This is a genomic window from Helicobacter pylori, from assembly GCA_008032955.1.
Taxonomy (GTDB): Bacteria; Campylobacterota; Campylobacteria; order Campylobacterales; family Helicobacteraceae; genus Helicobacter; species Helicobacter pylori_DC.
Genome location: CP032046.1, coordinates 478,279 through 497,996, shown reverse-complemented (window position 1 = coordinate 497,996; position 19,718 = coordinate 478,279). Strand labels below are relative to the sequence as shown.

The following is a 19,718-nucleotide window of genomic DNA, read 5'->3' as shown; positions in this document are numbered from 1 at the left end:
CTTAAGAGAACAGGGGATTTTGAAATAATTCCCCTACAACCCCAACTAAAACCCCTAACCCAAAAAGAGCGTTTTTTTAAGAGTTTGTCGCTTGATTAAGATCAAGCTGTTTTATATTTTTGTTTAAAAAATGCCTTTGAGCGTTTTTACAAAACAATCAAAGAGCGGTAAAAAGCGTGTTTTAATGTTTGTTTTTAAAGTTATATGTATAGTTAAGATAAACGCTCACCACTCTTTTATAATCCAATTTATCCCCATAATTATCGCTATAGTAATTGACTTTGAAAGCAGGCACTTTAACCCCTAACTCAACACTAGAACCTCCAAGATAGATTTCATCGCCATAGCGATCAATATCGTATTCATCACTACTAAAACGAACGCCAAATTTCCCTTGTAACTGAAAAATTGTGCGGCTCTTGACTTGATTGAAAGGGGTGAGATTGTTACTCGCAAACCAAGTGCTACCCCCTAGTTCCATGCCAATCACAAGCCCTGAAGATTTTCTAAATACATGCCTTGATGCTTTTTTTAATGTATCAGCGTCTAGCGTTCTGCCGGTCATGTCTTTGTAAAATATAGAAAGCCCTTTTACCCTTCGTTCAACATATTTTTGGGACGCTCGCTTATCGTTAGTCCAATTAATGAGCAAATCCGTATTGAAACCATAGGGTAAAAAAACGATTAAACCGCTACCAGGAACAGAACCAACGCCACCAAGTTGGTAACCGAAAAAAAGAGAGTGCCTAAACCCTATAATCCTTTTTTTACCCAAAAAATATTTATACCCCAAGCTGAGTTCATTGAAAATACCGCCCGATCCGCCATTTCCTGCGAATCGGCTAGCGATTTTGTTTGAATCTTTCACTGCATTTAAGGCGTTTTGCGCATCTTTTATGGCTTTTGTGTTAGGGAATAATGAATTTTTTGCGTTATTGATCGCTTGATTTAAGGCGTTTTCTGCTGAAGCTTTTTCGCCGATGCTACCTTGTCCTTGAATATAGCTTCCTTCTGCAAAATTTAAACCTAAATAAAATCCATTCCTTTCAGCGTGGAGCCAAAACGAGAGAGAGAGAGTTAGTAAGAGGGCCTTTTTCATGGTTTTTCTTTGGTTTAAGATTTGATATTATGATTAGGTATTTTATCATAAAAATAAGATTTTAGTGATTGGGTTTTAATGAAAAACACAATTAAAATGAAATAGCCACAAAACCACCGCTTAATGAATATTAAATTAAAAACATGTTAGTCTTTAGTTATTTTTAAAATTTAGGAAATCCCATGCATCAAAACAATAAAACTTTTTTACCCCACCAATCCGCTCATCTCTCTAAAATCGTTCTTTTTTTAAACACAGGCTTTTTAGCCTATCTGTTAAGCGCTTGTGGGGCGAATGTGCCTATAGAAGAAGTGCTAGTTAAAGATCCCAAAGAGACCAAAGCCCAAGAAGTCGCCAGAGAAGAAAAAGCCATCCAGCAAGAAAACGCCACTATTGATGCACGCACCACGCCTTTAATCAATCGTTTCACTAATTATAACGCTTATGGGTCTTTAAACGGCTTTTACAATTCAGTGGATAATCTCAATTCGCCCATGCAAAACGGGATGTATGGAGGCTATTACATGCCTTATTATTACATGCCCTATGGTTTCATGCCTTATGGGTCTGGCCTTATGCCTTATGGGCCTTATGGGTATGGAGCGCCTGGATACTTCCCTTACGTTTTTTATTGATTAGCTTAAAACAGCTTGTGCTAAACAATAAGCGTGTTGGCGTTTTTGCTCAAACACGCTTGTGTTTTCTAATGGTTATTTCTAACATGCTAGGGTGGTGTGATAGAAAAAGACTATATTTAAGAGGAGATATTCTTATGCGTATAGTTAGAAATTTATTTCTCGTATCGTTTGTGGCGTATAGTAGCGCGTTCGCAGCGGATTTAGAGACCGAGACTAAAAGCGACAAAAAGAGCGGTAAAAAGTTTTACAAACTCCATAAAAACCATGGATTAGAAACCGAGGCTAAAAACGACAAAAAGCTTTATGATTTCACTAAAAATAGCGCTTTAGAAGGCATAGATTTAGAAAAAAGCCCTAACCTTAAAAGCCATAAAAAAAGCGACAAAAAGTTTTACAAACAACTCGCTAAAAACAATATCGCCGAAGGGGTGAGCGTGCCGATTGTTAATTTCAATAAAGCCCTGTCTTTTGGGCCTTATTTTGAAAGAACTAAAAGCAAAAAAACCCAATACATGGACGGCGGGTTGATGATGCACATCCGCTTTTAAGCCCTTATTCATAATCCAAAAATGCATGCGTTTTAAGGGCTAGGGTTTTAGGGAAATACCGCACAAACAAATCCAAAAACACTTTTTCGCCAAAGAAATCCCCAGCGATCGTTACTTCTTGGACGCTAAAATTTTGTGCGTTATCCCAAATGAAATTCCCTAAAAACTCCGCTAAAGAATCCAAAATCCCCAAACTCAAAATTTCATTTTCCACGCCCGCGAGCCTGAAACTCATCGCGCTGTGCATGATCTTTGAAAAGTTTAAATCCATTTTCAAAGAATCGTCTTTAAGGATTTTATAATCAATCCTAGGGCCTTTAGGGCGTAAGCATTCTTTAGCCAAAGAAATAACGCTATGCGAATGAAAATCCTCGCTATACCCCAAAATAAAGCCTAAAATGCGGAAAAAATCCAATAAATTCGCGCCCCCTAGATTGTATTGAGAAAGCTCTAAAACGCGCGCGTAAAAATTAGGGAATTTAGCCGCGTAGTTTTGTAGCATTCTGGAGGCTTTTTCATCTTGTTTGAGGAGGTTAAATATTTGATTGAAATCAAATTTAACGCTTAAAAGCGTTTTTAAAGAACCATTAGCATGCAATAACAACCTTGTAGGGTGCTTGAAACTAAAATACAAAACGATAGAATTGGGGGTTTCTCTTAAAAACTCTAATTCATCTTTAAAAGGAAAGGTAGAAAGATGGTTTTCTAACACGAATTTTTTAGTGGGTGTGATCAAGCGTTTAGGGGTTTTAAAAAGCGCTTCATAATGTAACAGTGCTTCACAAGAACGGCTTTCATGCGTAAAAACAAATTCTATCCCCTCATCTTGTAAAATATGGCACAATAAATTCAATATGGGGTCAAAGGGTAGTTGGGCTATGATTTCATCGTTTTTAAAAGTGTCTTTAAACACGCTTTTTAAAGAGGCTTTGATGGAGGGTTTTTCCAAACTAGCCAAATATTTAGCGTCTTCTAAAGGCAATTTAGTGCAGCTTAAAACGCTAGAAAGATCGCTAAAAATAACGCTTGGAGAGGGACTTTTTAAAGAAAGGGATAATGCCCCCCTAGAAGTGTGAACAGGGATAAAATCTTGTGTTTTGAGCGCCTCTTTTAATTGGGTTAAACAATCTATAAGCTCTTTAGGGCCATAAATCATTTTCTCTTTAAAAGCGGTGTTTTCAATCAAGCCCAGAGTATCGGCATACAAAGATGCGTTTTTATCTAAAAAATCTTGATGCTCTTTAGCGTTCATAAAAAGGGGCTTTGAAAGGCTTGCTGTTTGGAAAAGATTTTCATCTAAAGGCTCTGTGATTTCCTTTAAAGACAAAAAGCTAAAATCTAAAGAAAAGGGTAAGATCTCGCTTAATTTTTGCGCGAATTCTAAAGTGGTTTCAGCGCTCGCTTGGAGGTAGAAAGAAGTGGTATTATCCTTATAAACGCTATAAAAACGCGCTTGCAAATTGCATGCCATTCGCTCTAAAAGGGGCGTAAAATTCAGGCTTGTTTCTTCATTAACGCATTTAAAAAGAAAAACAAACGCCAATTCAAAAACCCTTATAAGAGAGTTCAGCGATACACTCTAAAGCGATATGATCGGTGCGTTGCATTTTAACTCCCCATGCGTTGAGTTGGGTTTCTATGGCTTTTAAGGCTGTTTCTAAAGCGTTTAACATTTCGCTTGAAAGCTTGAAAGTGGTCTCGCTCCCTATCACAAAAGGCACAAGCCCCACGATAAAAGTTTTAGGCAAATCCCCTAAAAACTCCGTGAGCCTTAAAGTGTGTAGCATTTCCACTTCATGCGCGCTCCCAGCCCATGTGATTTCTTTAGGAGCGTCCTTAAAATCAAAGGCATAGACTGATCCTATCTCAACGCCTTTAGCACTCACGCAGTCTAAAATCAAAACCTTTTCATACGAAGTGATTAAAGGAATGAGTTGTTGTGCCATAGTCCCCCCATCCACAATATCCACGCTAGGGAAAAAAGAAAAATTTTTTTTGAGGTAGTGGGCTAAATGCACCCCAATGCCTTCATCGCCAAAAAGGATATTGCCAATGCCTAGAATTAGGATTTTTTGACTCATTCTTTGGTATAACCATAGCCATTAATCATAGAATCCGCCCCCGAACTTTCATACCTGATAGAATGGAAAAACACCATATAAACATGCACAGGGACAAACAAAATAAACCCCCAAGTCGCTAAGTGGTGGATAAAACGAACATTCGCTAACCCCCCACAAAGCGCTTCAAACCACTTAAAAGCGCTCGCTAAAAACGCTCCAAGCCCCGCATGATAGACATTATAATAGAGCACCACCCCGCTCAAACTCATCAACGCTATCAAAACAACCAAAGTAGAATAAGCCACGAGCTGGATAGGGTTATACGCTCCTTTAGTGTGAGGCTTGCCGCTGATAAGAAAATACGCTTTCATCTGATCAATCCAGGCTTTTGGGCTTAAAAGTTGGCTAAAACTCCTGCGCTCCATCAAGCTTTCTTTAGTGAAAAAAAGATAGGTTCTAAAGATTAATGCACTAATGAGCAAAAACCCAAACATGACATGAAAAGAGCGCACATAAGCTTGTAAAAGATACACCCCTTTATAAAAGCTGGAATTAGGTTGCAAAAAAGGGTAAGCGATGTAAAACCCTGTAGCGATTAAAACAAAAATACTCAAAGCCCTAACCCAATGGAAAAAGCGCACAAAACCTGAATATTCTTTGTGTAAAACGACCTTATTCATTTTATCCATGCGTAACCCTTTTTAGAATTTAGCGAAATTAGGCTCTACTTTAAACTCGTTTAAAGACTGCCCTTTAAAATCCATCACATGCACCGAGCATGCGATGCATGGGTCAAAAGAATGGATAGTCCTAATGATTTCTAAAGGCTGGGTTAAATCAGCGATTTTAGTGCCAATCAAGCTCATTTCATAAGCCCCCCTTTGATTTTTAGAATCTCTAGGCCCTGCATTCCAAGTAGAAGGCACCACCGCTTGATAATTTTCCACCACACCGTTTTTGATACGCACCCAATGGCTTAGCATGCCCCTTGGCACTTGACCAATGTAGCGCCCTTTATATTCTTGATTTTTATCAATGTGATAAGGAGCGCAAGTGCTTTGATCGCTTTTTAGATTTTCCACTAACGCATCAAACGCCAAAAGGCCATTATCAGCGATAGTTTTAGCTTCAATACACCTTGCAGCCGTGCGCCCAAGCGTTGAAAACAACGCTTCTAAAGGCAGTTTAGTGTCTTTTAAAAACTTAGTAGCCACTTCAGTAACATAAGGGTTTTTCGCCGCTAAACCTACCACTACGGAACTTAAAGGGCCTACTTCCATGGGCTTACTATCGTATCTGGGCGATTTTATCCAAGAATATTTATTTTGAGTGTCAAGCACTTTAGCAGGAATGATTTTATTTTCAATCCCCACGCTCTCGCCGTCTTTTAAACCGGTATAATGCGGGTTAGTTTGCCCGTCATAAGGGTGGAGTTGCACTTCTTTAGTGTCTTCGTATTGATACCAAGAATGCGTAACTTCTTCTTTAATCAAACTCTCATCAATGGGGTGCAGTTTAGAAATATCCCCATCAAGCACCACCCCACTACTCAAAAGGTATTTATCCCTCCCAAGCAACACTTCTTCATAAGCGATAAAATTCCTTAAGCCACAGCCTTTAATAACGGACGGCTCATTAGCGAACATTTCGCCCGCCATCACTAAATCTGGGTAGTAAGCATGGTTGATGAAATGAGCCACCACTTCAAACTTGCTCTTCCATTCAGCCAATCTCGTCGGATCCAATATATCCATAACGCTCGTAACACCCCCCACCGTTAGGCTTTGTGGGTGAGGCTGTTTGGCCCCAAAAATAGCGGTCATTTTCGCCGCTTCCCTTTGGATTTCTAAAAGCTTGAGGTAGTGGCTTAAGACGATTAAATTTTGTTCTGGGCTTAAACGATAGGTTTTATGCCCATAGTAGCCGTTATTAAAAGGCCCTAACGATCCATTTTTAGCGAAATCGCTCAAGCGTTTTTGAACCGCTTTTAATTCGCCGGCACCGGTATTGATAGGATAAGGGCTGTATTTGAAAGAAAGTTTTGACGCTTGAATGGGATCGGCTTTTAAAGCGCTCATAATATCGCACCAATCAAGCCCATGCAAAGTATAGAAATGCACCACATGATCGTGAAAAAGTAACGCCATGTTCATCAAAGATCGCACCAATTGCGCGTTTAATGGGGGGTGATGCCTAGAGCGTTTTCTACCGCCGTGATACCGGCTTTATAATGCGAATAAGTGCATACCCCGCAAATCCTTTGAGCGATGAAGCCTGCATCTCGTGGATCTCTGCCTTTAATGATCGTTTCTAGCCCTCTAAAAAGCGTAGAAGAAGAAAACGCATCGGTGATCACATTATCATCATCTACGATCACTTCAATCCTTAAATGCCCCTCAATCCTAGTGATAGGATCGACTACTATTTTTTTTGACATGTTAATCCCTTACTCATTACTCTTTGTTTTTGATCGCTTTAGAAAGGAGTGCATGCGCAACAATGCCAATAGCGGTTGCACTGAGTAGAGTCGTGCCTACTTTATCCGCTACTTTATCCGCCCCTAAGCCGTCAAAGGCGGTTTTAATGGAACGATTCGCTAAAGGCTCTTCAAAAGGACTCATCGTATCCCAAAAATTAGGCTCAGAACACCCTATGCACCCATGCCCTGCGCCTATGGGCCAAGAAGTGTGTGAATTGAAGCGGAGTTTGGAGCAATTGTTGAAAGTGTAAGGCCCTTTACAGCCCATTTTATACAAGCAAAAGCCCCTTTTAGCGTTTTCATCGCCAAAATGTTCCACAAATTCGCCCGCATCAAAATGCCCTCTCCTTTCGCACAAATCATGGATTCTGTTCCCATAAGCCCAAGAGGGGCGGTTATAGGCATCAAGTTTAGGGAGAGCCCCAAACATCAAGTAATAAAGCACATTGCCCACGATATTTTTTTCACTAGGCGGACAACCGGGAACATTGATCACGGGTTTATCAATGATTTTATGCAAGGGTTGCGCGTTAGAGGGGTTAGGGTAAGCCGCTTGCACGCCCCCAAAACTTGAGCATGTGCCTATGGCAAAAATAGCGGCTGCGTGTTGGGCGGCTTTCCTGCACTCTTTGGCCCCCGTTTCAGCGTTTGGGCCTTGAGTGAGAAAGTATTCTGTGCCTTGGGGGATACCGCCTTCTACCATTAAAATGTAATTGTTTTTATGCTTTTCTATGGCGTCATGCAAGCTTTTTTCGGCTTGAAAACCGCTCGCTACCATGATGGTTTCATGGTATTCTAGGTTGATGTAATCAAAGATAATACTATCAATGGTGGGGTCTGCACTCCTTAACAAGCTCTCGCTACAGCCGGTGCATTCTGCCATGTGCAACCAAATCACGGGCAATCTGTTAGCCACTTCTACCGCTTTTAAAGTCAAGGGAGTAAAACTAGCCGGCAAGGCTAACGCTGTGCTCATCATGCCCGCCCACTTCAATAAATCACGCCTAGAAATGCCCGCCCCCTTAAACTCGTCTTGCAAGTTTTTATGCTCGTTATGAGCGTTAAACGAACGAATTATATCAAGGCGTTCTTCAATCTTTTGATAAGTCTTTTTTTCATCGTAGAACATCGCCACTCCTTAAATAGAAATTTTCATTATCTTAACATAATAAAAATAATACAATCGCAATTTGATCGCTTTTTAAAAATTTTGAGATATAATCGCAACCGCATTCATAATTATCAAAAAAAGGAACAAAATGAAAAAAGTACTCATCATTAATGGGGCTAAAGCGTTTTTGCACTCTGGGGGGAAACTCAATGAAACCTTGAGCGATCATGCAAAAAAGACTCTAGAATCTTTGGGGCTAGAAGTGGATACTACAATCGTGGATAAGGGCTATAATCATAGTCAAGAAGTGGAAAAAATCTTTAGCGCTGATGCGACGATTTGGCAAATGCCTGGCTGGTGGATGGGAGAGCCTTGGATTGTGAAAAAATACATTGATGAAGTCTTTAGTGCAGGGTATGGGAAGTTTTGGGTTAACGATGGCAGAAGCTCGAAAAACCCCACTAAAAACTACGGGGAAGGGGGCTTGATGCAAGGCAAAAAATACATGTTGAGCTTGACCTGGAACGCTCCCATTGAAGCCTTTAATGATCCTAAGGAATTTTTTGAAGGGGTGGGTGTGGATGTTGTGTATTTGCATTTGCATAAAGCGTTCCAATTTTTAGGGCTTTCAGCGTTGCCCACTTTTATGTGCTACGATGTACATAAAAACCCCCAAGTAGAGCAGTATCTTAATTCTCTCACCACGCATTTGCACCAGGCTTTTGGCAAGTGATAATAAGGGTTTTTTTAACCCCCCATTTCTTTCATTTCTTTGGGGGGCTTGTTTATTCCACAATAAAATCTCTAGGATTGAGATCACAGCCTAAGATAAGATCCCTAAGGTTATTGCCCACCGTTTGATAACTCGCATTGCTGACAAAGTAGAATCCGTCTTTTTCAAAAGGCACAAAACAAGTGCCATCTCTATCCCTTAATTGCGCTTTTGCTTTATCCCAACAAATATATCTTAGCTCTTCATCTGTGTAGCTTTCAAAGGCTTCTCTGGCGTTTTCTAGCAAGTAGTCTATGACAGCTCTAGCCAATTCCTTAGCGTTTCTTGCCATGCACCTTTGGCCATTGGGGAGCCTAACGCTTTGAAACTTATGGTTAGTTAAGTCATCATCAAGGGTTTTGTGAAGCTCTCTTGTGCGGTATTCTTTAGGCAAATCTTTAAACAATCCCACTTGACAGAATTGATCCGCTAAATATCCGCTCCTATTCCTCACTTCCTCTATCCCCCAAGAATGGGTGTTATTGATGAAATAGTCGTTTAAATGCAAGGAGCTGTATTCTTTCATAAGCGCAATTTTTGCCTCGTAAGATTTGTTGCCAAGCCTTTGATTTTGCCCTGATAAGGTCAGATTCCCAAAATTATTGAGGTAGTCTTGCTCAAAAGTGAAATAGTCCCCCACCCTATCGCGCCATTCTTGGATGGGGGTTTTGGGGTAGAAATGCTCCACTTCTAGATTTTCTTCTCTTGGCGGTTCGGCGTTGCTTAATTTTTCAATCTCAAGCAAAATGAATTTGCACACTTGATTTGCTGCATAAGCGTTACGCACAAGAAACGCCACTTTAATTTTATCGTCATTAGGGAACGCCGCTTGACAAACGCTCTTGCCTAGATAGCGCTTGAGCACATCGGCTGAAACATTTTCTAGCTGTCTGTATAAAGAATAAAGAACTCTGGTAAGTACACCGGTAGAATCCCCGCACACGCTCCGGCGCACGAAGTAGCTGGTAAGGATTTGCAAAATTTCGCAGAAGTTTTCATAATCCAATTTGCCTTCTTCAAAATCTCTAGCGCAACGCAAAATAAAAGGCTTTGCCACGCCAAATTTGATTTTTAAGAGATCTTTGATGCGCAGGCGTAAATTCGCTAACTGTTGCGGGTCTCCACGATGTAAAAAATAATGATCTCTGTCTAAAAAGATTTGATAGATTCTGCCATATTCACGCATATCGCTCATAAGACCTTGTATATTATCAGGGAAATTGTCTCTGTGATGGTCTTTTAGCGCGTAATACACTTCACGCTCTTCTTTTTTTAATTTATCTTCAAAATAGATTCTCAAATAGGTTAGAATAAATTCATTCAAATCCTTTTCGCCAAGCCAATCTTCCAAAGGAACCCAATAAGTGTTATAAAGACGATTCTGGTTGTCAGAATTTTCCCCCATCATCAGGTAGTTGCGGATGAGATCCAGCCCTTTTAATTGCACGCCTGTAGCGTTAATGCTTTCAAACACCACTTGCGGATCGTCTTCGCCTAACTCTAAGCCTATGGCTACGATTTTAAGCCGCAAAAACGCTCCATAAATCTCTTCTATGCGATACCCCTTGCTGAGATAATTTTCAAGCTCTTTGGTGAAAAATTTATAATTATTACTGATGTGTGATACGCCTTGTATTTCATGCGATCGATTTTGCATGACCAGATCAAAGGCTTCTTTGTCGCTTTTAATGGGCTTGAGACGCAGCTTTTGTCCCGAAAGATTGAGTAGCCCGTCAATCTCTTTTTTTATCCCTTCATTTGGTATCTTTGTTTCTATGGCTTTAAGCAAAAGCATGATGGTAGTAACCCTTTGCTGCCCGTCAATGATGACAAATTCTTGGAGTTGTCTCAAGCTCTTTTCATCGTCAATCCAATGCAAAATATAAGTGATAGAACCCATGAAATGCGTTTTCTTATTTTGAGAGATACTGATAATATCTTGCAGTAACTTTTCACAATTTTCTTCTGCCCAAGTGTAGTTCCTCTGGTATACAGGGATAGAAAATATCGTGCCTGTTAAGGCAAAAAAGTCGTTAATGGTGCTTTGTGTCGCTTTCATCGCTTTTCCTTTTTGAGTCAAATTATCATTGCACCGAGTATTAAATCAAAAAAAAAAAAAGATAGCTTAAATTTGTGAAAAAACCGCAATTTGTGGCTGAATTTATCTAAAAAAGATAAAAGAGCTTTGCGCAAAGCAAGTGCTAATCTCTTAAAAATGCGATCTTTAGGAGGGTTTAGTTATGGGGCGAAAATGATTTCAAAATACCCCTACTAGGGTATCTCATAAGAATTATATGGCATGAACAAGCGCCCGTAATTAGGGTTCATGCGCAATAAATGCTCTTTAAAATTCCCGTAATTACGACAGCTTGACTCAAAACCATTATCGCACGCATACGAGAATAAATCCAAAGCCCTTTGATCGTCTTGAGGCACGCCTAAGCCCTTTTGATACAGCACGCCTAAATTGTTACAACTCCCCAAAATCCCCCCATCGCATGCCATTTGAAAATACTTCGCCGCGTAGTGGTTATTTAACGGAGCCCCTAAATCCCCATTCGCATAAATCCAGCCTAAATTCGCGCACCCCATCATATCCCCAGCGTTACAAGCCAAATAATTCAAATCCACTTGACTGAGCTTGGCCTTATCAATGCCATAAATATTATTCACATTAGACATCAAGCCCAGATTATAACACCCCATATCATTCCCATTTTCGCATGAAAATTTATAATAACTCATCGCTTTGTAATAATCTTTTGGGACCCCACTCCCATTAGCAAACATCCACCCCAAATTATTGCATGCGAGCATGTCCCCCCCTTGGCAAGCCACCGCATACAATTGCAAAGCGTTTTCTTTATCGTTCGTATCCGCATTCTTCTTGTTTTCATACATTTGAGCCAGATTCGCGCAAGCGGTCGCATCGCCCCCACTGCAACCCATTTCATAATAGCGAGCGGCTTTTAATCTGTTGGTTTGGATCCCTACCCCATTAGCATACATCGCCCCCACCGCAAAACACCCGGCCGCATTGCCGTTATCGCACGATTGGGAAAAAAGCTTGAAAGCCCCTTGATAATCGCCCTTTTTAGCCAAATCAATACCGGCAGAAAGCTCGGTTTGAGCGTTTTCAGGCGATCCTAATTTGTCTAACAGGTTAGAGTTATCGTTTTTAGGAGTGATCTGGGTGTTAGGGTTTGGCGCGCCCTTAGCGTTAGCGGGGTTTAATTCGGGGGGCGTGTTTTTTGGGGCTTGATTGTTTTCTTCAGCGCCGCTAAGCTGTAAGACTAAAAAAACAAGCAATAACAAACTTTGTTTGAGCATTCTTTTAATCCTTAATGCAGGTTTTGATTCAACTCAATTTTTTTCACGCTCCTAAAAGCGATCAGCTTGCCATTTTGGCTATTGGAACGAAAATGCATGCCATTTTTTCCGGAAAGCTCTTTGCCTTTGTAAAGGTTGTTCGCATGCTTTTCTAAAGCGCTATTCACTTCTAAAAGTTTTTTAAACTCATTTTGTTCAATTTCTACCACGCTCCCGGCTAATATCACAACGCCTGCATCCACAATACAGCCATCGCCTAAACTAATCCCGGTAACGCTATTAGCCCCTAGCAAACAATTTTTCCCAATGCTAATGGGGTTGTTATTCCCTCCGCTTAAAACGCCTAAAACGCTCGCTCCCCCACCAATATCAGTGCCTTCTCCCACCACCACCGATGAAGAAATACGCCCCTCATTCATGCACACTCCCATAGCCCCTGCGTTAAAATTCACGTAACTAGCCCCGGGCATTTGGGTATAACCTCCAGTCCCTAAATACGCCCCAAAGCGCGTTTTTGAGCTATCCAGTAAGCGGATATTATCAAATTCAGGGATTAATTGCATCAAATAGCGCGGGAATTTATCTATAAAATCAATGCTAGGGAAATGGCCTCGCATTTTTAAAGCCACTTCGTTCATTCTGAGCCATTCTAATTCATAAGGCTTGTTACCGCTCCAGGCCGCATTAGAAAGCTGGTTAAAAATACCCTCTAAATTCAAACTCCTCAAAGGGGCTTTCCCTAAAGAAAGCGCTAAAAGTTTCATATACGCGCTCTCCACGCTCTCGCAAGGCTTGTCTTCATACAAGATCACCAAGCGATAAAGAGACTCCCCATCGCTATTTTTCAAACGATTTTCTTCTAAAGCCTTTAAAAGCTCTAAAACCACTTGGATGTTTTTATGAGCCATTTTATTAGAGTAGGCTTCATTCAAAAAGGGCGTGTAAAACTCTAGTGCTTTTAACACAAAACTTTCATCAATCTCAACGACGCACTCGCTCGCGCTCTCTTTTAGGACTTTTTCTTTAGAAAGCGAGTTGCAAAACACCGCATAAGAGCCTAGATTTTCCTCTTTCCAATTCAAAACGGGGTAAGTGGTGCATAAAATCTTTTTGGAAATAGGGGCAATATCCACTCTGGCAATGCCAAAGCCTAAAGGCTCTTTATAGCTATTAGATTGCTGGTAGTTGCTCACAAAATTTTTAAATTTATTCATCATGCCTAATCCTTTAAACTTTTTTCTCTTTCTTTAGCTAAATTTTCCACTTCTATGACAAAAGTTTCAAACAAATCCTTTTCAGCCAGTTTGTGAATGACTTTACCCTCTTTAATGATCAAACCGCTGCGATTCCCAAAAGCGATCGCCATGTCTGCATGCTTGGCTTCACCTAAAGCGTTCACCACGCAACCCATCACGCTAATGTCTAAAGGGGTTTTAATGTGGCTTAAGCGTTTTTCTACCTTGCTCGCCATATCCACTAAATTGGCTTCAATGCGCCCGCAAGTGGGGCAAGAAATCCAATTAATCCCCTCTTTCAAACGCCCGCTATGGCGTAAAATCGCTCTAGCCACTTTGATTTCATTTTCTAATTCCCCTGTGATGGATACGCGCATCGTATCCCCAATGCCCTCCATTAAAAGCCCCCCTAAAGCCATGGCGGATTTGATACTGGAGCTAAAAAGATTCCCCGCCTCAGTAACCCCCAAATGGAAAGGATAGATCACAAGAGGTCGTAGCATCCTATAAGCTTCTATGGTGCGAATCACATCGCTCGCTTTCAAAGAAATCTTAAAATTGGTAAAATCCAAATCTTCTAAAAGTTTGGCGTTATACAAAGCGCTTTCTACCATGCCTTTTGGGGTCGGCCCGTATTTTTGATCAAACTGCTTTTCTAAACTCCCGGCATTCACGCCAATTCTTATAGGAATGTTTTTTTCTTTACAAGCATCAACCACCGCTTTAATTTTGTCTTTAGAGCCGATGTTTCCGGGATTGATTCTGATCGCATCCACGCTTTGAGCGGCGATGAGAGCGAATTTATAATGGAAATGAATATCAGCGATTAAGGGCAAGGAAGACACTTTTTTCAATTCTTTTAAGGCTAGAGCGTCCTTTTCATTACTCACCGCCACCCTCACTAAATCAGCCCCGGCGAGTTTGAGTCGGTCAATTTGATTTTTAGTGCTTTCAATATCAGCGGTTTTACTAAAGGTCATGCTTTGCGTGCTAATAGGAGCATCACCCCCTATAGCGACGCCACCGATAAAAATTTGCTTGGTCTTAACTCTATTTTCTAGCATCAAACCCCTTCATCAGTTAAATTCTTACGCGCTATTATACTCTTTTATGCGCTCTCTTTTATGTTCTCTTTGGCTCTCTTTTGCTCTTTTTTGGCGCTTTCAATGATAAACGCTTAAATTTTAGGTAAGATTAACCATTCCATTTTAAATTAAAGTAGCCCTATGACCTTTGAGCCTTATCCTTTTGAACGATTAAGAGCCTTGTTTAAAGAAATCACCCCTAAAAAAAAGGGGTTGGATCTAGGCATCGGCGAGCCGCGATTTGAAACGCCCAAATTCATTCAAGACGCTCTTAAAAGCCACACCCATTCGCTCAATATCTACCCTAAAAGCGCGTTTGAAGAGGGTTTGAGAGAGGCTCAAAGGGGTTTTTTTAAACGCCGTTTTAAGGTAGAATTGAAAGAAAACGAATTAATTTCCACGCTAGGATCTAGGGAAGTGTTGTTCAATTTCCCCAGTTTTGTTTTATTTGATTATCCAAACCCTACTATCGCCTACCCTAACCCTTTTTATCAAATCTATGAAGGGGCGGCCAAATTTATCAAAGCTAAAAGCCTTTTAATGCCTTTAACTAAAGAAAATGATTTCACTCCAAGCTTGAATGAAAAAGAGTTGCAAGAAGTGGATTTAGTGATCTTAAATTCCCCTAACAACCCCACCGGAAGAACCCTTTCTTTAGAAGAATTGATCGCTTGGGTCAAACTCGCTTTAAAGCATGATTTTATTTTAATCAATGATGAATGTTATAGTGAAATTTATGAAAACACGCCTCCCCCTTCGCTTTTAGAAGCTTGCATGCTGGCTGGTAATGAAGCGTTTAAAAATGTTTTAGTGATCCACTCGCTCTCCAAACGATCTAGCGCTCCAGGGCTAAGGAGTGGTTTTATCGCTGGGGATAGCCGTATTTTAGAAAAATACAAAGCGTTTCGCGCTTATTTAGGTTATACGAGTGCTAATGCGATCCAAAAGGCTAGTGAAATCGCTTGGCTAGATGATGCGCATGCAGAATTTTTCCGCAATATTTATGCGAATAATTTGAAACTGGCGCGAAAAATCTTTAAAGACACGCTCATTTATCCTTATAGTTTTTATGTGTATCTGCCCGTTCAAAACGGCGAAAATTTTGCTAAAAGACTTTATCAAAATGAAGGCATTACTACTTTACCGGCTTTGTATTTAGGGCGTAATCGTATCGGCGCTGACTGCGTGCGTTTAGCCCTTGTCTATGACACCCCCTTTTAGAAAAGCCTTTAGAAATCATAGAAACTTATCGAGAAAATAATGCTTGAAACCCCAAAAGTTTTACTCAAAAACTTACAAGATTGCAAGATCCATTTTATCGGTATAGGGGGATTGGCATTTCAGGCTTAGCCAAATACCTTAAAGCGCAAGGGGCTACAATCAGCGGATCTGATATTGCCATAAGCCCTAGCGTTAAGTATTTGAAAGCTTTAGGCGTAGAAATTAATATCCCGCATGATCCAAAAGCGATCAATAATCAAGATGTTATTATCCATTCAGCCATTATCAAAGAAAACAATACCGAAATACAAAGGGCTAAGGAATTAGAAATCCCTATTTTGTCTCGTAAAGACGCTTTGTATTCTATCCTTAAAGACAAGCGCGTTTTTAGCGTGTGCGGGGCTCATGGAAAGAGCAGTATCACGGCCATGTTGAGCGCGATTTGCCCCTTTTTTGGAGCGATTATTGGGGCGCATTCTAAAGAGTTTGATTCCAATGTGCGAGAGAGCGCGGATATGAGCTTGGTTTTTGAAGCCGATGAAAGCGATTCAAGTTTTTTATTTTCCAACCCTTTTTGCGCGATTGTGCCTAACACCGAGCCAGAACATTTGGAGCATTATGACCACGATTTAGAGCGCTTTTTCTCCGCTTATAAATATTTTTTAGACCATGCTCAAAAAAGAGTGATTTATAAAGAAGATCCTTTTTTACAAAACTATTCTAAAGACGCTATTGTTTTAGAAAAAAAAGACATTTATAATATTCAATATATTTTAAAAGACGGCGAGCCTTACACTTCATTTGAATTAAAAGACTTAGGGGCTTTTTTGGTGTGGGGGTTAGGCGAACATAACGCCACGAATGCGAGTTTGGCGATTTTAAGTGCTTTAGATGAATTGAATTTAGAAGAAATTAGAAATAATTTATTGAATTTCAAAGGCATTAAAAAACGCTTTGATATTTTGCAAAAAAACGCGCTCATCCTCATTGATGATTACGCCCACCACCCCACTGAAATCAATGCCACTTTAAAAAGTGCTAGGATTTATGCTAACTTATTGAACACGCAAGAAAAAATTATTGTGATCTGGCAAGCGCACAAATACTCTCGCTTAATGGATAATTTAGAAGAGTTTAAAAAATGTTTTTTAGAGCATTGCGACAGATTGATCATCTTACCCGTTTATAGCGCGAGTGAAGTTAAAAGAGACATTGATTTGAAAACCCATTTTAAGCATTATAACCCCACCTTTATAGACAGAGTGCGTAAAAAAGGGGATTTTTTAGAGCTGTTAGTCAATGATGATGTGGTAGAAACGATTGAAAAAGGCTTTGTGATAGGCTTTGGAGCGGGGGATATTACCTATCAATTGAGAGGCGAAATGTAATGGGCGCAGCGGTTGTTTTATTTTTAACGCTAGTTTTATTGTTTTTAGTTTTAAGGGATTTTGGTTTAGCAAGCCCCAAACAAAAGATTTTAGCTTTTTTAATCGTAGGGATTATAGGAGCGAGCATCAGCGTTTATACTTATCAACAAAACCAACAAAACCAGCAAGAAATCGCTTTGCAAAGAGCGTTTTTAAGGGGGGAAACCCTGTTGTGTAAAGGCATTAAAGTCAATAACCAAACCTTTAATTTAGTGAGCGGGACTTTAAGCTTTTTAGGCAAAAAACAAACCCCTATGAAAGACGTTCTTGTGGATTTGGATTCTTGTCAGACGCTCCAAAAAGATCCCTTAATCCAACCCTAATGATGAATAATAATAATACCCCACCCAAACCCCTAGAAGAAAGCCTGGATTTAAAAGAGTTTATCGCTCTTTTTAAAACCTTTTTCGCAAAAGAAAGAGACACTATCGCTTTAGAAAACGATCTCAAACAGGCTTTCACTTATCTAACTGAAGTGGATTCGATCGGTTTGATCGCCCCTAAAAGCGTGAAAGAAAGCGATCTTATTCTTATCAAACTCACCAAATTAGGGACGCTCCATTTAGATGAAATCTATGAGATTGTCAAACGATTGCGCTACATTGTCGTTTTACAAAACGCTTTTAAACCTTTCACGCATTTAAAATTTCATGAACGCCTTAACGCTATTATTTTACCCCCCTTTTTTAATGATCTAATCCTTTTATTGGATGATGAAGGGCAAATCAAACAAGGGGCGAACGCTACCCTAGACGCTTTGAATGAAAGCTTGAACCGCCTTAAAAAAGAGAACGCCAAAGTTATTCATCATTACGCCCACTCTAAAGAGCTTGCCCCTTATTTAGTGGATACGCAAAGCCACCTTAAGCATGGTTATGAATGCCTTTTATTAAAGAGCGGGTTTTCTAGCACGATTAAAGGCGTTGTGCTAGAAAGAAGCGCTAATGGTTATTTCTATCTTTTGCCTGAAAGCGCCCAAAAAATCGCACAAAAAATCGCCCAAATTGATAATGAAATAGATTGCTGTATCGTTGAAATGTGTCAAACTCTAAGCCGTAGCTTGCAAAAACACCTTTTATTTTTAAAATTCCTTTTCAAAGAATTTGATTTTTTAGACAGCTTGCAAGCCCGACTTAATTTCGCTAAAGCCTACAATTTAGAATTTGTCATGCCAAGCTTTACGCAAAAAAAAATGGTTTTAGAAAACTTTTCGCACCCCATTTTAAAAGAGCCAAAGCCCTTAAATTTGAAGTTTGAAAAATCCATGCTCGCTGTTACCGGCGTGAATGCGGGCGGGAAAACCATGCTCTTAAAATCGCTTTTAAGCGCGGCGTTTTTGAGTAAGAATCTTATTCCCATGAAAATCAACGCCCATCATTCCACTATCCCCTATTTTAAAGAAATCCACGCCATTATCAACGACCCCCAAAACAGCGCGAACAATATTTCTACTTTTGCCGGCAGAATGAAGCAATTTAGCGCTCTTTTATCCAAAGAAAACATGCTTTTAGGCGTTGATGAAATTGAGCTAGGGACTGACGCTGATGAAGCGAGCAGTTTGTATAAAACCCTGTTAGAAAAATTGCTTAAACAAAACAACCAAATCATTATCACCACGCACCACAAACGCCTGAGCGTTTTAATGGCAGAAAACAAAGAAGTGGAATTACTAGCCGCTCTTTATGACGAAGAAAAAGAACGGCCCACTTACACTTTTTTAAAAGGGGTTATTGGCAAAAGCTATGCGTTTGAAACCGCTTTACGCTATGGCGTGCCGCATTTTTTGATTGAAAAAGCGAAAGCCTTTTATGGCGAAGATAAGGAAAAATTGAACGCTTTGATTGAAAATTCCAGCGCGTTAGAAAGGGAATTAAAACAAAAAAATGAAAGCTTAGAGAACGCTTTAAAAGAGCAAGAAGATTTAAAAAACGCATGGCTTTTAGAAGTGGAAAAACAAAAAGAAATCTTTCACCATAAAAAATTGGAATTGGAAAAATCCTACCAACAAGCCTTAAACATCTTAAAAAGCGAAGTCGCTTCAAAAGATACCAGCTCCATGCATAAAGAAATCCATAAAGCGAGTGAGATTTTAAACAGGCATAAAACAGACCAAGAGATCCCCCAAACGATAACAAGCTTTCAAATTAACGAAAAAGCGCGTTATAAAAATGAAAGCGTGCTGATTATACAAATTTTAGACAAGGGCTATTACTTGGTAGAAACCGAGCTTGGCATGCGCTTAAAAGCGCATGGGAGTTGGTTGAAACAAATCCAAAAACCCCCTAAAAACAAATTCAAACCCCCTAAAACCATCATTCCTAAACCTAAAGAAGCGAGCTTGCGCCTTGATTTAAGGGGGCAACGCAGCGAAGAAGCCCTGGATTTACTAGACGCTTTTTTAAACGACGCGCTTTTAGGGGGCTTTGAAGAAGTGCTTATTTGCCATGGTAAGGGGAGCGGGATTTTAGAAAAGTTTGTGAAAGAATTTCTAAAAAACCACTCTAAAGTAGTGAGTTTTAGCGACGCTCCCATTAATTTAGGCGGCAGTGGGGTTAAAATCGTTAAATTGTAGTTTTTGGTGCTTTTTATGGGGAATACAAAAATCCGCTTTAAACTATAAAGCGATTTTACACCAACGCCCAATGAGGACAAAGCCTTTTAAAAGAGCGTTAAAAAGGGTTTTTATCGCTTAATTGAGCCAAAACCCTTA

Annotated in this window: 15 protein-coding genes and 2 pseudogenes; 7 read left to right on the top strand and 10 right to left on the bottom strand. The window is 40.0% G+C overall.

Annotated features, from left to right (window positions below; translation table 11 throughout):
- Nucleotides 1-181: 181 nt before the first annotated feature.
- Complete coding sequence (gene oipA, locus D2C72_02405) at nucleotides 182-1,099, bottom strand: outer inflammatory protein OipA (GenBank protein QEF43275.1); 918 nt, start codon at nucleotides 1,097-1,099, stop codon at nucleotides 182-184.
- A 182-nt stretch (nucleotides 1,100-1,281) separates the two neighbouring features.
- On the opposite strand from oipA, the gene D2C72_02400 reads away from it, so the two are divergent.
- Nucleotides 1,282-1,734, top strand: coding sequence for a hypothetical protein (locus D2C72_02400; protein QEF43274.1), 453 nt, complete (start codon nucleotides 1,282-1,284; stop codon nucleotides 1,732-1,734).
- Between the two features lie 137 nt (nucleotides 1,735-1,871).
- Nucleotides 1,872-2,285, top strand: coding sequence for a hypothetical protein (locus D2C72_02395; protein QEF43273.1), 414 nt, complete (start codon nucleotides 1,872-1,874; stop codon nucleotides 2,283-2,285).
- Between the two features lie 4 nt (nucleotides 2,286-2,289).
- Here D2C72_02395 and D2C72_02390 read toward each other — a convergent pair whose 3' ends face one another.
- The 5 genes and pseudogenes from D2C72_02390 to D2C72_02370 form a co-directional block, all read right to left on the bottom strand.
- The gene (locus tag D2C72_02390; GenBank protein QEF43272.1) at nucleotides 2,290-3,828 is read right to left on the bottom strand and encodes a protein hydE; all 1,539 of its coding nucleotides are present in this window, start codon (nucleotides 3,826-3,828) and stop codon (nucleotides 2,290-2,292) included.
- A 1-nt stretch (nucleotide 3,829) separates the two neighbouring features.
- Nucleotides 3,830-4,366 (bottom strand): HyaD/HybD family hydrogenase maturation endopeptidase, encoded by a 537-nt coding sequence (gene hybD / locus D2C72_02385; GenBank protein QEF43271.1) that lies wholly within the window; start codon nucleotides 4,364-4,366, stop codon nucleotides 3,830-3,832.
- Nucleotides 4,363-5,037: a Ni/Fe-hydrogenase, b-type cytochrome subunit gene (cybH, locus tag D2C72_02380; protein ID QEF43270.1), complete on the bottom strand. Its 675-nt coding sequence runs from the start codon at nucleotides 5,035-5,037 to the stop codon at nucleotides 4,363-4,365. The genes hybD and cybH overlap by 4 nt, the downstream gene beginning before the upstream one ends.
- Nucleotides 5,038-5,049: 12 nt before the next feature.
- A pseudogene (locus tag D2C72_02375) lies at nucleotides 5,050-6,785 on the bottom strand (nickel-dependent hydrogenase large subunit).
- Between the two features lie 16 nt (nucleotides 6,786-6,801).
- Nucleotides 6,802-7,956, bottom strand: a complete 1,155-nt coding sequence (locus D2C72_02370; GenBank protein ID QEF43269.1) for a Ni/Fe hydrogenase — start codon at nucleotides 7,954-7,956, stop codon at nucleotides 6,802-6,804.
- Between the two features lie 130 nt (nucleotides 7,957-8,086).
- Here D2C72_02370 and D2C72_02365 point away from each other — a divergent pair, with 130 nt between their 5' ends.
- A complete protein-coding gene (locus D2C72_02365; GenBank protein ID QEF43268.1) occupies nucleotides 8,087-8,671 on the top strand; it encodes a flavodoxin family protein in 585 nt (194 codons plus the stop codon).
- Nucleotides 8,672-8,723: 52 nt separating this feature from the next.
- Here D2C72_02365 and D2C72_02360 read toward each other — a convergent pair whose 3' ends face one another.
- The 4 genes from D2C72_02360 to D2C72_02345 all read right to left on the bottom strand — a co-directional run bounded on the left by D2C72_02360 (nucleotide 8,724) and on the right by D2C72_02345 (nucleotide 14,339).
- Nucleotides 8,724-10,769, bottom strand: a complete 2,046-nt coding sequence (locus D2C72_02360; protein QEF43267.1) for a DUF262 domain-containing protein — start codon at nucleotides 10,767-10,769, stop codon at nucleotides 8,724-8,726.
- Nucleotides 10,770-10,981: 212 nt separating this feature from the next.
- Entirely contained in the window at nucleotides 10,982-12,040 is a 1,059-nt protein-coding gene (locus D2C72_02355; GenBank protein ID QEF43266.1) for a sel1 repeat family protein, read from the bottom strand.
- A gap of 11 nt (nucleotides 12,041-12,051) precedes the next feature.
- Nucleotides 12,052-13,257 (bottom strand): 2,3,4,5-tetrahydropyridine-2,6-carboxylate N-succinyltransferase, encoded by a 1,206-nt coding sequence (locus D2C72_02350; GenBank protein ID QEF43265.1) that lies wholly within the window; start codon nucleotides 13,255-13,257, stop codon nucleotides 12,052-12,054.
- Between the two features lie 2 nt (nucleotides 13,258-13,259).
- Entirely contained in the window at nucleotides 13,260-14,339 is a 1,080-nt protein-coding gene (locus D2C72_02345; protein ID QEF43264.1) for a flavodoxin-dependent (E)-4-hydroxy-3-methylbut-2-enyl-diphosphate synthase, read from the bottom strand.
- Nucleotides 14,340-14,501: 162 nt separating this feature from the next.
- Here D2C72_02345 and D2C72_02340 point away from each other — a divergent pair.
- The 4 genes and pseudogenes from D2C72_02340 (at nucleotide 14,502) to D2C72_02325 (ending at nucleotide 19,580) form a co-directional block, all read left to right on the top strand.
- A pseudogene (locus D2C72_02340) lies at nucleotides 14,502-15,628 on the top strand (succinyldiaminopimelate transaminase).
- A gap of 33 nt (nucleotides 15,629-15,661) precedes the next feature.
- The gene (locus D2C72_02335) at nucleotides 15,662-16,969 is read left to right on the top strand and encodes a UDP-N-acetylmuramate--L-alanine ligase (protein ID QEF43263.1); all 1,308 of its coding nucleotides are present in this window, start codon (nucleotides 15,662-15,664) and stop codon (nucleotides 16,967-16,969) included.
- Nucleotides 16,969-17,331, top strand: a complete 363-nt coding sequence (locus D2C72_02330; GenBank protein QEF43262.1) for a hypothetical protein — start codon at nucleotides 16,969-16,971, stop codon at nucleotides 17,329-17,331. Before D2C72_02335 ends, D2C72_02330 begins: the two co-directional genes overlap by 1 nt.
- Nucleotides 17,292-19,580 (top strand): endonuclease MutS2, encoded by a 2,289-nt coding sequence (locus tag D2C72_02325; protein QEF43261.1) that lies wholly within the window; start codon nucleotides 17,292-17,294, stop codon nucleotides 19,578-19,580. Before D2C72_02330 ends, D2C72_02325 begins: the two co-directional genes overlap by 40 nt.
- Nucleotides 19,581-19,718 lie beyond the last annotated feature (138 nt).